Annotated in this window: 10 protein-coding genes and 1 tRNA gene; 4 read left to right on the forward strand and 7 right to left on the reverse strand. The window is 58.1% G+C overall.

Features of this window, described 5'->3' with window-relative positions; genetic code table 11:
* The first annotated feature begins 45 nt into the window (after positions 1 to 45).
* Positions 46 to 1,665, forward strand: a complete 1,620-nt coding sequence (locus tag KP702_RS02330) for an ABC-F family ATP-binding cassette domain-containing protein (protein WP_202206491.1) — start codon at positions 46 to 48, stop codon at positions 1,663 to 1,665.
* Between the two features lie 14 nt (positions 1,666 to 1,679).
* Here KP702_RS02330 and rpoN read toward each other — a convergent pair whose 3' ends face one another.
* The 7 genes from rpoN to KP702_RS02365 form a co-directional block, all read right to left on the reverse strand.
* Positions 1,680 to 3,005 carry an RNA polymerase factor sigma-54 gene (rpoN, locus tag KP702_RS02335; RefSeq protein WP_215768444.1) on the reverse strand — a complete coding sequence of 442 codons (1,326 nt, stop codon included), beginning with the start codon at positions 3,003 to 3,005 and terminating at the stop codon, positions 1,680 to 1,682.
* A gap of 9 nt (positions 3,006 to 3,014) precedes the next feature.
* The gene (gene lptB / locus KP702_RS02340) at positions 3,015 to 3,770 is read right to left on the reverse strand and encodes an LPS export ABC transporter ATP-binding protein (RefSeq protein WP_046899759.1); all 756 of its coding nucleotides are present in this window, start codon (positions 3,768 to 3,770) and stop codon (positions 3,015 to 3,017) included.
* A complete protein-coding gene (locus KP702_RS02345) occupies positions 3,767 to 4,711 on the reverse strand; it encodes an LptA/OstA family protein (RefSeq protein WP_215768445.1) in 945 nt (314 codons plus the stop codon). Before KP702_RS02345 ends, lptB begins: the two co-directional genes overlap by 4 nt.
* Positions 4,708 to 5,478, reverse strand: coding sequence for an LPS export ABC transporter periplasmic protein LptC (gene lptC, locus KP702_RS02350; protein WP_202206494.1), 771 nt, complete (start codon positions 5,476 to 5,478; stop codon positions 4,708 to 4,710). The genes KP702_RS02345 and lptC overlap by 4 nt, the downstream gene beginning before the upstream one ends.
* Positions 5,475 to 6,461: an SIS domain-containing protein gene (locus KP702_RS02355; protein ID WP_202206495.1), complete on the reverse strand. Its 987-nt coding sequence runs from the start codon at positions 6,459 to 6,461 to the stop codon at positions 5,475 to 5,477. Before KP702_RS02355 ends, lptC begins: the two co-directional genes overlap by 4 nt.
* Positions 6,462 to 6,482: 21 nt before the next feature.
* A complete protein-coding gene (locus tag KP702_RS02360) occupies positions 6,483 to 7,127 on the reverse strand; it encodes a ribonuclease D (RefSeq protein WP_202206496.1) in 645 nt (214 codons plus the stop codon).
* Between the two features lie 62 nt (positions 7,128 to 7,189).
* A tRNA-Leu gene (locus KP702_RS02365) sits at positions 7,190 to 7,276 on the reverse strand.
* 110 nt (positions 7,277 to 7,386) lie between these two features.
* On the opposite strand from KP702_RS02365, the gene KP702_RS02370 reads away from it, so the two are divergent.
* The 3 genes from KP702_RS02370 (at position 7,387) to gltB (ending at position 14,470) form a co-directional block, all read left to right on the forward strand.
* Positions 7,387 to 8,343, forward strand: coding sequence for a complex I NDUFA9 subunit family protein (locus KP702_RS02370; RefSeq protein ID WP_237389832.1), 957 nt, complete (start codon positions 7,387 to 7,389; stop codon positions 8,341 to 8,343).
* Positions 8,344 to 8,519: 176 nt separating this feature from the next.
* Positions 8,520 to 9,953, forward strand: a complete 1,434-nt coding sequence (locus KP702_RS02375) for an NAD(P)-dependent oxidoreductase (protein WP_202206498.1) — start codon at positions 8,520 to 8,522, stop codon at positions 9,951 to 9,953.
* A complete protein-coding gene (gene gltB, locus KP702_RS02380) occupies positions 9,950 to 14,470 on the forward strand; it encodes a glutamate synthase large subunit (RefSeq protein WP_202206499.1) in 4,521 nt (1,506 codons plus the stop codon). Before KP702_RS02375 ends, gltB begins: the two co-directional genes overlap by 4 nt.
* The last annotated feature ends 121 nt before the right edge of the window (positions 14,471 to 14,591 follow it).

Here is a 14,591-nt window from a genome sequence, read left to right on the forward strand (position 1 = left end):
TCCCGACAGCCCTTTATTTCCAGCTTCCAGTGCCTCTGAGGACCCATGATTCGTCTCGACAATATCAGCAAGCATAACGGCCAGCGCGTCATTTTTATTGAGGCCTCGGCCGCTCTTCTGAAGGGCGAGAAGGTGGGTCTTGTCGGTCCCAACGGTGCGGGAAAATCCACGCTGTTCCGCATGATCACAAAGCAGGAAGAGCCGGATGAAGGGAATGTCCTGACGGATCGTGGCGTCACTATTGGCTTCTTCAGCCAGGATGTGGGTGAAATGTCCGGCCATAGTGCTGTGGCGGAAGTCATGAACGGGGCAGGTGCCGTTTCGGAAGTGGCGGCTGAACTGGCCGAGTTGGAAGCCGCCATGGCGGACCCAGAGCGGATGGATGAACTGGACAGCATCATTGAGCGCTTTGGTGAAGTGCAGAGCCGCTTTGAGGATCTTGGTGGCTATGCGCTGGATGGCAAGGCGCGTGAGGTTCTACACGGCCTCGGGTTCAGTCAGGAAATGATGGACGGAGACGTCAGTCTGTTGTCTGGTGGTTGGAAGATGCGCGTGGCGCTGGGCCGTATTCTTCTGATGAAACCTGATGTCATGCTGCTCGATGAGCCGAGCAACCATCTTGATCTGGAAAGTCTGATCTGGCTTGAGCAGTTTCTTGCTGGTTACGATGGCGCATTGCTCATGACGTCTCATGACCGCGCCTTCATGAACCGTATCATCAACAAAGTGATCGAAATTGATGGCGGTAACCTGACGACGTTCTCTGGAAACTACGAATTCTATGAAGAACAACGGGCCTTGAACGAGAAGCACCAGCAGGCACAGTTTGAGCGCCAACAAGCCATGCTGGCCAAGGAAATCAACTTCATCGAGCGCTTCAAGGCCCGTGCGTCTCATGCCGCGCAGGTTCAGAGCCGTGTGAAGAAGCTGGACAAGATCGATCGTGTGGAGCCGCCGAAGCGTCGTCAGGCCATGAGCTTCGAATTCGCCCCCGCTCCGCGTTCGGGCGATGTGGTCGTGAATATTCAGGGCGTGGACAAGCGGTATGGAAGCCGCACAATTTATGATGGACTGGATTTGATGATCCGTCGGCGTGAGCGTTGCTGCATCATGGGTGTGAACGGTGCCGGCAAGTCCACATTGCTAAAACTTGTGACCGGTACGACAGAGCCTGATTCCGGAACCGTAACCGTCGGCAGTAATGTAAAGATCGGGTATTTTGCCCAGCACGCCATGGATCTTCTTGATGGCGACCGAACAGTCTTCGGGATGCTGGAATATACGTTCCCCCAGGCCAATCAGGGCGCTCTACGTTCGCTCGCTGGTGGTTTCGGATTTTCGGGTGACGAAGTGGAAAAGAGCTGCCGGGTTCTCTCTGGTGGCGAAAAGGCGCGCCTTGTCATGGCTCTGATGCTCTTTGATCCACCGAACTTCCTTGTACTCGATGAGCCAACCAACCATCTGGACATGGCCACGAAGGAAATGCTGATCACGGCCCTTGCAGACTATGACGGAACCATGCTGTTCGTCTCCCATGATCGTCACTTCCTGGCAGCCCTGTCTAATCGCGTTCTGGAAGTCACGCCGGAAGGTGTGCACCAGTATGGTGGCGGATATACGGAATATGTGGCGCGTACAGGTCAGGAAGCGCCGGGTCTGCATTAAGCTGGCTTGAGACGTCAGGAGGTTTTCCTCAGGCGTCGCCTCTGGCTGGATTTTGCGATCCCCATGCCTTCCCGATATTTTGCCACTGTCCGGCGCTGGATGGCGAACCCTTCTTTTTGAAGTTGGGTCGTCAGGGCATCATCTGACAGGATGTCATCGTCTTCCGAAGCGATCAGCGTTTTGATGCGGTGCTGAATGGCGCTGGCACTTTGCGTAGAGCCGTCGCTGGCCTGAAGAGCCGTAGAGAAAAACATACGAAGCGGAAGGATGCCGCGGGGTGTGTCTATGTACTTCCCGTTCACAACCCGGCTGACCGTGCTTTCATGGACATCTGCGCCGGTGGCGAGGTCGCGCATGGTGAGGGGGCGGAGAGCAGAGAGGCCGTCTTCAAAAAACGCCGCCTGCTGACGGACGATCTCGGCTCCGATCTTCAGAATAGTCTGGCGACGCATTTCCAGCGCGCGGATGACAGCATTGGCCTCGCTTGCATAAGCAAGAAGCTGTCGCCCAGCGTCTGTTGAACTGTCGAGCGCGCTTTGCATCTCCAGATCCACGTGACAGTGCGGCAGCAGACGGTGATTAAATGTCAGGCGGAACCCTGGACCATTTTTGCGGAGGATCAGGTCTGGCTGAATGGGGGAGACTGGCTGGCGCGGATCAAAGCCCGGCCTGGGGTTGAGGACCTGAATTTCCGCGAGCATATCGAGCAGGTCGTCCTGTTCGAGCTGACACTTCTGGCGGAGCAGCCGCCAGTCCCTTCGGGCTAAAAGATCGAGATTAGCCAGAAGAATTTTCATGGCAGGATCTAGCCGATTTTTCTGTTCCAGCTGGACTGCCAGACACTCTTCTAAAGAACGTGTAAAAAGACCAGCAGGCTCCAGTCGCATCAGAACTTGGCGGATAGTCTCAAGAGCAGCGGGTTCGACGCCGAGTTCGACCGCAAGGCCTGAAACTGCTTCCGGTAATCGTCCGGCCTCATCGAGGCACGCCAGAAGATAAAGAGCGGCAGCACAGTCCTGCTGGACGGGAAACCGGAGATGGATCTGGGCAATCAGATCATCATGAAGTGTGGGGCCGGGGGCCGCAGGCTCTGGTCGTTCCGAACCCGAAGTAAACCGTTCAGGGTCATCATCGTGCAAGTCAGATGCAGGATCTGCGGGCTCTGTGTTGGGAGCAGTGTCCGTGGATTCCAGAACGAGAAGGGGGTTCAGTTCCGCAATCTGCTGAAGTGATTGCGTCAGCTCCTGATGGCCCAGTTGCAGCATCGCAATCGCCTGACGCAACTGTGGCGTCATGACGAGCGACTGTGACTGGCGCTGAATCAGACCGGGACTGAGCATCCCGTCAGATTAGAGCGAGAAGTTCTCTCCAAGATAGACCCGGCGCACATCTTCATTGGCGACGATGGCTTCCGGTGTACCTTCCATCAGAACCTGACCGCCATGCATGATGTAGGCGCGGTCAATGACCTCAAGCGTTTCGCGGACGTTATGGTCCGTAATCAGCACGCCGATGCCACGATCCTTGAGGTGAGACACAAGATCGCGAATTTCGCCCACGGCAATTGGATCAATACCGGCCAGAGGCTCATCCAGCAGGATATAGTTCGGCTGACTGGCCAGGGCGCGGGCAATTTCCAGACGACGGCGCTCACCGCCGGACAGGGCCAGGGACGGCGAGTGACGCAGATGCGTAATGCCGAACTCGGCAAGAAGGCCGTTCAGCATGGTTTCGCGCTTTTCCGGATCGGATTCGATCACTTCCAGCGCGGCCATGATGTTCTGTTCGACGTTTAGGCCGCGGAAAATGCTGGCTTCCTGTGGCAGATAACCAACGCCCAGACGCGCCCGTCGATACATCGGCAACTGGGTGATGTCTGCGCCATCCAGCGTAATGGTGCCCGTGTCTGGCTGGACCAGCCCGACGATCATGTAGAAGCTTGTCGTCTTGCCTGCGCCGTTCGGTCCGAGCAGGCCAACAGCCTCACCGCGTTGAACCTGAATGGACACGTTCTTGACGACAGCCCGCTTTTTGTAGGTCTTGCCGATCCCGCTGGCGACCAGACCGGTCTGGAGCACGGGAAATGAGGGGGATGTGTCTGTCACTTTGGTGCCTGGCTGCTGTTGGCTTCGTTTGGAACGACTAGTCCCTGAATAGGAGAGTCAGATCCTGGCAGCATCGTGGCAATGCCGGTCTTCATGTTGACGATAGCCTGAGACCCGTTGTTCTGGTTCTGGCCCTGCGTCACATGCACGTGGCCGATTAGGCGGGCAATCTGGCTGGCAAAGACATAAACGCCTCTGTCCCCGGTTGCTGTCTGGGTAGGGGTTCGCAACACGACATGGCCCCAGCCATAAGCACGATCCAGTTTGGAAGAACCGCCCCCAAGAGGGCTGCCGTCGCTTTTTGCAGGCTGGGTCTGTCCTGCTGGTGCAGGGGAGTCCGGTGCACTGAAGGAGACCAGCACGTCAGCCTTGATCTGGCGCCCGTCATTGGTGGTGACAGTTGCGTTTCCACGACCGACCGACATGCGGGTTTTGGAGTGATATTCCATGACGTCACGCGCAGTGAGCACATCCTGCGGCGTCGTAAGTTTCAGGTTCTTGCCAGTCATGACCATGACGGCCTGATCCATGTCATACAGGGCACGGTCGCCCCAGCCCTGGTCCGTCTGGTTATAGATATGGACGTGACCGCGAGCTTCGATGCGGTACAGCTCAAGGGAGCCACCCATCGGGTCGGCTTCACCCGTCTGTCCATTTGCCGACGGCGGCGGTGTGGCTGGCTGCCCCTGTGGAGCCGCTTTCTTGCGCAGATAGCCAATCAGCGTATCGGCATCGACCGTTACATCCCCTCGTACGGCGCGGGCACCGCCAGTCAAGGTAACTGTCTGGGCGTTCCGGTCGTAGATTTCCTCGCTTTTCCAGAACAGCTTAACGGCCTCGCCATGAGACATATCCAGCCCATCCGCATAAGCGGCAGGTGTGGCGGTAGTGGCGAGGAGAAGTCCTGCAACGGGAAGCAGTCTGGCGATGCGGCTCATCATTTCTCTGTCTTGGCTCCTTCCTGGCGGAGGCGGGCCGCCATGGAAGGGGGGCCGTTATCGTCGTTGCGGACCGTCAGACCCGGCCCTGTAAACTGCATGATACCTGCATGCTGGTCCAGGAAATAGCCCTGCGCGTCCTGCTTGCCAAATGGGCCTTCGGCATGGACCCAGTCGCGGGATGCAATAACGTCCTGCTTCAGGTCCATATCGGCGGAAGGGCCGTTCATGAGCGTCCCGTCATCGCGGTAAAGCACCACGTTGTCGTCCAGATTCAAGGTCTGCTCGTGCTGCATGTAGACGCCACGGTCCGCCTTGATATGCGCCCAGGAATTACCTGCCAGCTCGATATCCGCCACCGGATCAACCAGATCTACACGGTCCGGGCCTTCCTGATGCGTAACGCGTGCCGTGATCATGTACAGGTGGTTATGGGCGTCCAGACCGCGATAGACGGCATTTTCCATATTGCCGCTCTCAACGCGCAGGCGGGCCATTTCTTTCAGAGCGGCGCGGTTCTGATTGACGAGATGAGAGATCTCGGGCCACGCCGCAATTGAGCTCAGCAAAACAAGTGCAAGCCCCGGGAGTGCCCATTTGGCGAACCCCAGAAGAGAACGGCGGCGGGCCAGCTCTTCCGGATTTGGGGCGGTCCGTACCTTCTGGAATGCTGCACGGCGCAGGGCGTCAAGCTTGGCGAGGCTTTCGCTCCGGTTTCCTGAAAAGTCGTCCCGTTTGGGGCGTTTGTCATCCTTGGACGAGTCGGTCATGCCAGGCCCGCCCTCAGGAGATCGTGCAGGTGAATGATGCCCTGTGGGCGTCTGTCCTCTCCAACGACGAAAAGACTCGTGATCGGTTTGGAGCGTGCATTCATAAGGAGAAGGACGTCCTGTGCCAGGGTCGAGGGGGCTGTCGTGGTTGGAGAGAGATTCATGACCTCTTCCGCCGTGGTCGTGTCAAGATCGCTGTGGAGGGCCCGTCGGAGATCCGCATCCGTGATGAGACCGCACAGCACGCCATTTTCGTCTGTCACGCCCATGCAGCCAAAGGCTTTGTGCGTCATTTCCAGAATGACCGAACGAAGCGAGAGAGATTTTTCCCCGAGTGGAAGAGCCTCTCCGGTGTGCATGAGTTCCCGCACCGGGCGCAAACGCGCTCCCAGACGGCCGCCTGGGTGAAACACGCTGAAGTCGTTAGCTGTGAAGCCGCGTTTTTCCAGAAGAGCTATGGCCAGCGCGTCTCCAAGGGCAAGCTGAAGAAGCGTGCTCGTGGTTGGTGCCAGCCCCATGGGGCAGGCTTCTCTGGCGGGAGGGAGAACCAGAGTAATCTTGGCGGCGCGGGCCAGAGCCGAGGTTTCGACGGATGTTATGGCAATCACATCCAGCTGTCTGTGCGACGCATACGACAGAATTGCGGCAAGTTCTGTGGTTTCGCCGGAATTCGAGAGAGCAAGGATGACATCCCCTGCCGCCACCATGCCCAGATCACCATGCGCGGCTTCTGCGGGGTGAACGAAAAGAGAGGGAGTTCCGGTAGAGGCAAGGGTGGCTTGGATCTTGCGGCCAATATGACCGGACTTCCCGATCCCCGTGACAATCAGCCGGCCAGAACAGAGAAGGATCCGCTCAATGGCGTGGCTGAAAGCTTGACCCAGAGAGCCGCCGAGGGCGCTTTCGAGCGCTTCAAGCCCCTGTCGCTCGACAGCAAGAGTGTGCAGGGCCGAGGGAAGGGGCGAGGTAGCCGGGTTTATCATGTCGGGGCGCAGTGTAGGCGATTACGCGCGGTGTGCGAAGATGTCGGGCTCGTCGTAGCCCAGAAGATCCAGACGGGTGCGCGCTGAAAGGAAGTCGAAGCAGGCCTGAGCCAGCTCCCGGCGCTCTTCCCGGATCAGCATGGCCTCAAGCTTGTCCCACAGGGCATGGAGATAGAGCACGTCAGATGCAGCATAGCGCTTCTGGTCGTCCGTCAGGGTTTCAGCGCCCCAGTCCGAGCTCTGCTGGTGCTTGCTGATTTCGACGCCAAGCAGGTCGCGGCACAGATAGGCCAGTCCATGACGGTCCGTGAACGTATAGACGAGGCGGGCAGCGATCTTGGTGCAGATGACGGAAGAGATCGTGATGCCAAAGGCTTTCTGGAGCACGGCCACGTCAAAGCGGGCGAAGTGCATCAGCTTGGTGATCGAGTCATCCGAAAGGAAGGCTTTGAGATTAGGGCAATCATAGCCACGGCCACCCATGGAGACAGGCTTGATCTGCACGAGATGTGCTTCACCGTCACCGGCGGAAAGCTGCACAAGGCAGAGGCGATCTCTGTAGGGATTGAGACCCATGGTCTCGGTATCTATGGCGACAACAGGGCCAATATCAAAATCTTCCGGCAGGTCGCCGTCATGAAGATGGATGGCGTTCTGCTGGCTCATTTTGTTGTCACCGAATTTTTATGAACTCAGAGGGGAAGGTTCTTAATGAACCTGACCGTCTGTGGTGCCCAGAAGAAGACTCGAACTTCCACGTCCTTTCGGACACAGGTACCTGAAACCTGCGCGTCTACCAATTCCGCCATCTGGGCTCAGAAAGCACCGGGTTTTTTCAGTTTCCTGAGGCATCCCGGGTTGGTGAAGAGGCGTTTACATCGACTGAATGAGAGCGTCAACAGTTGGAATGAAAGAAAACAGGGAAATGGAAAAACTTTTTTCGGGTGCCGGGCAGCAGAAGGTCGCTGTCATTGGTGGTGGTGGTTTTATCGGGCGCAGCCTGGTGAGAAAGCTGGTTGCTACAGGGCATGTCGTTCGTGTGGGGAGTCAGGATCCCGAAAAAATTCAGGGGCTTGGAAAGGCGCGTGGAACAGGGCGTGTCGAGTTCCTGAAAACGTCAGTCAATGATGCACCGCAGCTTGATTGTCTGTTTGATGGTGTGGACGCTGTCATCAATCTTGTGTCTGTCATGACGCCAGATGTGCAGACTCTGCATCGCATTAATGTTGAGGGCGCTCGGCTCGCAGCTGTGCGGGCGCATCTGGCAGGTGTGAAGCACTACGTTCATATGTCTGCCATCGGTGCTTCTTTGACGTCTCCAGGGGCATATGGTCGGAGTAAAGCAGCTGCAGAACGTGTCGTACGGGACGTTTTTCCTGATGCGCGTCTGCTTCGCCCGTCTGTGGTGTTCGGGACGGACGACAGTTTCTTTAATCTGTTCGCCTTGATTGGAGCGCTGTCACCCGTCCTGCCAGTTTTTGCTGGTCGCACATATTATCAGCCGGTATTTGTGGAAGATGTTGCAGAAGCAGCGCTACGACTTCTGCAACCGGAGAATGCAGGTCTAACGGTTGAGGCCGGTGGTCCCGATATCCTGAGTATGCGTGAGCTTATGGCGTTCGTACTCGAAGCGTCGGGTCGTAAAAGAATCCTGCTTCCGATCCCGCAAGTGGTAGCCCGCCTTGAAGCGACTGTTCTAGAGAAGTTGCCCGGCCATCTGCTGACACGGGACCAAGTGGCCATGATGTCTGTCGATAATGTCGTGCAGCCGGGAGCTGAGACCTTGCAGACACTCGGAATCCATCCGGCATCAATGGGAATGGTGGTTCCGGGGTATCTGAATGGAAGCGTCTGTAAGCTTTATCGCCAGCTAAAAGCCTGATTGGTCCGTATCGGACCTATAAAATGTGACACTGACGCAAGAAAAGTGACGCTATGAGGCTGGTTTTTTTATATTGGTAAGTGTTGCTGACTATTATCGCGTAAACTGACGGAATAGCTGGTATTCCACAAATTTCGTACGCTTGGCGTGCGTTCTGTTTTTAGGAGACACGGCGCATGGCCGAACGGATGTTGCAGTTCGTCAATCACCCACAGATCCTTCCGGAGAAGCGTGACGCTGCCGAGCGTCGTGCAGACTTTGGAGAGATTTACCGTGGGTTTGCGATGAGCCGCGCTGAAGAGCAGGCCTCTCGCTGCTCTCAGTGTGGAATTCCGTTCTGCTCCGTGCATTGCCCGCTGGGCAACAACATCCCGGACTGGCTGAAGCTGACGGCGGAAGACCGTTTACAGGAGGCCTATGAGATGTCTTCGGCTACCAACACCTTTCCGGAGATTTGCGGCCGCATCTGCCCGCAGGATCGCCTGTGTGAAGGCAACTGCGTGATCCAGAAGGGCTTCGAGAGCGTCACGATCGGTGCTGTCGAACGCTTTATTACGGAAAATGCTTTTGAGCAGGGCTGGGTGCAGCCGCGTCTGCCGGATCGTGAACTCAAAGTCAGTGTTGGCGTCGTGGGTTCCGGCCCCGCCGGTCTTGCCTGTGCAGAGCGTCTGCGGGCACGCGGGTATGAGGTTCATGTTTATGAACGTCAGGACCGTGTGGGCGGCCTGCTGACGTACGGTATTCCGAGCTTCAAGCTGGAAAAGCATGTCGTGGCCCGTCGTCACAAGCTGCTGGAAGAGCAGGGCATCATCTTCCACCTTTCCACACCAATCGGTGCGGGTGAGGGGGAGACCTCGCTGGATGATTTACGGACGCGTCATAACGCAGTGTTCCTTGGAACGGGCGTGTATCGTTCGCGCTCCGTGGATGTTCCGGGTGCAGACCTGAACGGCGTTGTGGATGCGATTGACTTCCTGACGGCCTCGAACCGTCGCGGATATGACGAAGACCCCGGCGAAGATGCAGCGCTGCATGCCAAGGGCCGTCGTGTTGTTGTCATTGGTGGTGGTGATACGGCCATGGACTGCGTTCGGACGTCTATCCGTCAGGACGCCGAAAAGGTCACCTGTGTCTATCGTCGTGACCGTGCGAACATGCCGGGCTCTCGTCAGGAAGTTTACAACGCTGAAGAAGAAGGCGCGAACTTCGAGTGGCTGGCTGCACCGGAAGAATTCTTGGGCGAAAGCACCGTTGAAGGTGTGAAGGTGCTGAAAATGCGTCTTGGTGCACCGGATGCCACAGGCCGCCGCTCTATCGAAGGCACGGGCCAGCATTCCATTATTGAAGGCGACCTTGTGATCCGCGCGCTGGGTTTCGATCCGGAAGACCTGCCGGGCCAGTGGCAGCAGCCGGAACTTGCCGTGACGCGTTGGGGCACGCTGACGGTTCCGCCGGGCGGCTTCCAGACCAGCCTGCCGGGCGTGTTCGCTGGCGGCGATATTGTACGCGGTGCCAGCCTCGTTGTCTGGGCCATCAAGGACGGCCGTGATGCGGCTGATGCAATTCACCTTTCTCTGACCGAGACCCTGGCGCTGGAGGCCGCGGAATGACACAGAACACCGATTTCATCCGCGAATACACTGAGAACGTCGAGCGCCTGAAAGGTCTGTATGACCCGACGCAGGAGCGCGATTCCTGTGGTGTGGGCCTTGTGGCAGCTCTGGATGGCAAGCCGTCCCGCGCTGTTGTGAAGGCCGGTATCGAAGCGCTGGGCAACATCTGGCATCGTGGTGCTGTCGATGCTGATGGCAAGACGGGCGATGGCGCAGGTATCCATGTCGAAATCCCGCAGGATTTCTTCGCCGAAGCCATCCATAACAGTTCCAGCGATGACACGATCGACGGTCGCATTGCCGTTGGCATGGTGTTCCTGCCGAAGACGGATCTGGCGTCGCAGGAAGCCGGTCGTCAGATCATCGAAACCGAGGTTCTGAACTTCGGCTATGGAATTTATGGTTGGCGTCAGGTGCCGATCGACACGGCCTGCATTGGCGAGAAGGCCAACCAGACGCGCCCCGAGATCGAACAGATCATGATCCGCAATACGCTGGCTCGCTCGGAAGATGAGTTCGAGCGTGACCTGTATGTGCTGCGTCGTCGCATCGAGAAGCAGGCGACAAGCCAGCAGGTGGATCTGTATATCTGTTCGCTGTCCTGCCGCTCTGTCATCTACAAGGGCATGTTCCTTGCCGAGAACCTGACGGACTTCTTTCCGGATCTTCTGGACGAGCGCTTCGTCTCACGGTTCGCGATCTACCATCAGCGTTACTCGACCAATACGTTCCCGACCTGGAAGCTGGCCCAGCCGTTCCGCAAGGTGGCGCATAACGGCGAGATCAACACGATCTCCGGCAACACTAATTGGATGCGGTCGCACGAAACGCGCCTGTCACACGCGGCACTCGATCCTTACATGGAGGATCTGAAGCCGGTCGTGCAGGCTGCCGGCTCGGATACGGCTGCGCTGGATAACGTCTTCGAACTCATGACCTTCGGTGGCCGCAGTGCTCCGATGGCCAAGATGATGCTGATTCCAGCATCCAGCGGTGCGAACTCTGCGATTTCTCCGGCAGCTCGGGCTATGTTCCGCTACTGCAATGCGGTGATCGAACCTTGGGATGGCCCGGCCGCAGTCTGTGCGACGGATGGTCGCTGGGTCATCGCTGGGCTGGATCGTGCGGGTCTGCGTCCGCTGCGGTACTCCATCACGAATGACAACCTGCTGATCGTGGGGTCGGAAGCGGGCATGGTCCGTGTGCCGGAAGCGCGCATTCAGCGTCGCGGGCGCCTTGGTCCGGGGCAGACACTGGCGCTCGACCTCAAGGAAGGTCGCCTCTACCAGCCGGATGAACTGCTTGAAATGCTGGCCTCTCGTCAGGATTTCCAGTCCTGGGTCAAGCGCATCCGCAATATCGAGCCGATCGTGCGTGATGTGGTCGAGCCGGAAGGTATGGCTGCGGACGTGCTGCGTCGCCAGCAGATGGCCGTCAGCCTGACGCATGAAGAGCTCGAAACCATTCTTCACCCGATGGTCGAGACGGCTGCTGAAGCCCTAGGGTCCATGGGTGACGACACGCCGCTTCAGGTTCTGTCCAAGATCTACCGTGGTCTGTCGCATTATTTCCGTCAGGGCTTCAGTCAGGTTACGAACCCGCCGATCGACTCCCTGCGTGAAACGCGGGTGATGAGCCTGATCACGCGTCTGGGCAATCTGGGGAACATTCTCGACGAGCGCCCGGAACAGTGCGATCTGCTTCAGCTTCCCAGCCCGGTTCTGACGGTTGGTGAGTTTGATGAACTGCGGAAAGTCTGCGGTGAGAATGCAGCCTCGATCGACTGTACTTTCCCAGTTGGGGACGGCGAGGAAGGTCTGCGTGCGGCGATCGCGTCCATCCGCGTTCAGGCGGAGGATCATGTCCGTGGCGGTTGCACCCATCTGTTCCTGACGGATGAGAACACTGGGCCGGATCGTGTGGCCGTGCCGATGATCCTTGCGACGGCTGCCGTGCATGTTCACCTTGTGCGTCATTCCCTGCGTACGTTCACGTCCCTGAACGTGCGGACGTCCAGCGCCATCGACGTTCACGCCATTGCCGTGACGATCGGTGTTGGTGCGACGACGGTGAACCCGGCTCTGGCCCAGCACAGCATCGCGGACCGTCTGCGTCGTGGCCTGTTTGGCCAGATGACGATGCGTGAGGCGATGGAGCGTTACCGCAAAGCGGTGGATAAGGGTCTGCTCAAGATCATGTCCAAGTTCGGGATTTCCATCATCTCGGCTTACCGCGGCGGTTACAACTTTGAAGCCATTGGTCTGTCCCGTGCGTTGGTGGCTGAGTTCTTCCCAGGCATGCCGTCGCGTATTTCCGGCATTGGCCTGCCGGGTATCGCCCGCAATATCCTGAAGGCTCATGCGGCTGCATGGGATCAGAAGGTTGAAGCGCTTCCGGTCGGTGGCCGCTATAAGCTGCGCCGTCAGGGCGAGACGCATGCGTTCTCCGGCCAGCTTGTGCATATGCTGCAAAGCGCTGTTTCGGCCAACAGCTACACGCTGTATCGCCGTTACGCGGATGCCGTGCGTCAGATGCCGCCGGTCGCCCTGCGTGACCTGCTGGACTTCAAAGCTCCTCATGCACCGATCCCGGTGGACGAGGTTGAGAGCATCACGCAGATCCGTCGTCGTCTTGTCGCGCCCGGCATCTCACTGGGTGCCCTGAGCCCGGAAGCGCATGAGACGCTGGCGATTGCCATGAACCGGATTGGCGCGAAGTCTGATTCCGGTGAAGGTGGCGAGGACGCCGAGCGTTCCAAGCCGCGCCCGAACGGGGACAATGCGTCTTCCGCGATCAAGCAGGTGGCGTCTGGCCGGTTCGGTGTGACCGCGCAGTATCTGAATGACTGCCGCGAGATCGAAATCAAGATGGCCCAGGGTGCGAAGCCGGGCGAGGGCGGACAGCTTCCGGGCTTCAAGGTCACGGAGCTGATCGGTCGCCTGCGTCATGCGACGCCGGGTGTGACGCTGATCTCCCCGCCGCCGCATCATGACATCTATTCGATCGAGGATCTGGCCCAGCTCATTTACGATCTGAAGCAGGTCAACCCAACGGCAACCGTCACCGTGAAGCTGGTTGCCCGGACGGGTATCGGCACGATTGCGGCAGGTGTGGCGAAGGCGAAGGCTGATGCCATTCTGATCTCCGGTCATTCCGGCGGTACGGGTGCCAGCCCGCAGTCTTCGATCCATTATGCGGGTCTGCCGTGGGAAATGGGTCTGTCCGAAGCGCATCAGGTTCTGATGCTCAACCGTCTGCGTCATCGTTTGGTGCTGCGGACAGATGGCGGCATCAAGACGGGCCGTGACGTTGTCATGGCGGCGATGCTGGGTGCGGAAGAGTTCGGTATTGGTACGGCCGCGCTGGTCGCCATGGGCTGCATCATGGTGCGTCAGTGCCATTCCAACACCTGCCCGGTTGGCGTCTGCGTTCAGGACGAAAAGCTGCGTGCGAAGTTCGAGGGCTCCCCGGAGAAGGTCATCAACCTTTTCACGCTGATTGCTGAAGACATCCGCCATATCCTTGCCGATCTAGGCGTTCGCTCCCTGAAGGACGTCATTGGACGGACGGATATGCTGCGTCAGGTGTCCCGCGGTGCGGACTATCTGGATGATCTGGATCTGAACTCCCTGCTGGTGCAGGCCGATCCGGGTGAACATGCCCGTTACTGCACCCGCGAGGGCCGTAACGAGGTTCCGGAAACGCTGGACGCACAGATCGTGGCCGATGCGATCCCGCTGTTCGAGCGTCGTGAGAAGCTGCACCTGCACTACAACGTGCAGAACACGCATCGTGCGATCGGGACGCGTATTTCCGGTATGATCACCCGTCAGTTCGGGATGCACGAACTGCCGGAAGGCCAGCTTACGCTGTCGCTCCGTGGGTCGGCTGGTCAGTCCCTGGGTGCCTTCGCGGTGCAGGGGCTGAAGATGATCGTGGAAGGCGATTCCAACGATTACGTCGGTAAGGGGCTTTCGGGTGCGACGATCGTTGTCCGTCAGTCTCCGGCGTCCACGTGGCGTTCGGAAGAAAATGCGATCATCGGCAACACGGTTCTGTACGGCGCAACGAGTGGCAAGCTCTTTGCGGCCGGTCAGGCTGGTGAGCGTTTCGCGGTTCGTAACTCCGGTGCGACGGCTGTTGTTGAAGGCTGTGGCTCGAATGGTTGCGAGTACATGACCGGCGGTAAGGTCGTGATCCTCGGTGAAACTGGCGATAACTTCGGTGCTGGCTTTACGGGCGGCATGGCCTATGTGCTCGATCCGAAGGACCGCTTTGAATCCCGCATCAATCCGGACACGGTGATGTGGAACCGCGTGCAGCCTGGCAGCCGCTGGGACGTGGAACTGCGCACGCTGGTCGAGCAGCATGTGGAAGAAACAGGCAGCACTTACGCCGCGGACCTGCTGCATTGTTGGGAACACACGCTGGAGCAGTTCTGGCACATCGTTCCCCGCGAATATGCCAAAGTCATTGGCTATGTGCAGGAAGATTTGTCCAAGCTTTCAGCCTGAGAGTTTCAGGTCTCATGGAAAAGTCTGTACCGGAAATCCGGTGCAGGCTTTTTTTTGTTTGAAGACCTACCGTTTCCTGCTTCTAACAATATCGATATAAAAACGATATTTGTGGGGAAAA

Origin of the sequence: Gluconobacter sp. P5B12, assembly GCF_018812035.1 — a bacterium.
Lineage (GTDB): Bacteria > Pseudomonadota > Alphaproteobacteria > Acetobacterales > Acetobacteraceae > Gluconobacter.

Bases quoted from the DNA above. Each gene is read 5' to 3' on its own strand.
- KP702_RS02330 (WP_202206491.1), top strand. From the start codon at position 46: ATGATTCGTCTCGACAATATCAGCAAGCATAACGGCCAGCGCGTCATT.
- rpoN (WP_215768444.1), bottom strand. From the start codon at position 3,005: ATGCTCAGTCCCGGTCTGATTCAGCGCCAGTCACAGTCGCTCGTCATG.
- KP702_RS02345 (WP_215768445.1), bottom strand. From the start codon at position 4,711: ATGATGAGCCGCATCGCCAGACTGCTTCCCGTTGCAGGACTTCTCCTC.
- lptC (WP_202206494.1), bottom strand. From the start codon at position 5,478: ATGACCGACTCGTCCAAGGATGACAAACGCCCCAAACGGGACGACTTT.
- KP702_RS02355 (WP_202206495.1), bottom strand. From the start codon at position 6,461: ATGATAAACCCGGCTACCTCGCCCCTTCCCTCGGCCCTGCACACTCTT.
- KP702_RS02360 (WP_202206496.1), bottom strand. From the start codon at position 7,127: ATGAGCCAGCAGAACGCCATCCATCTTCATGACGGCGACCTGCCGGAA.
- KP702_RS02370 (WP_237389832.1), top strand. From the start codon at position 7,387: ATGGAAAAACTTTTTTCGGGTGCCGGGCAGCAGAAGGTCGCTGTCATT.
- KP702_RS02375 (WP_202206498.1), top strand. From the start codon at position 8,520: ATGGCCGAACGGATGTTGCAGTTCGTCAATCACCCACAGATCCTTCCG.
- gltB (WP_202206499.1), top strand. From the start codon at position 9,950: ATGACACAGAACACCGATTTCATCCGCGAATACACTGAGAACGTCGAG.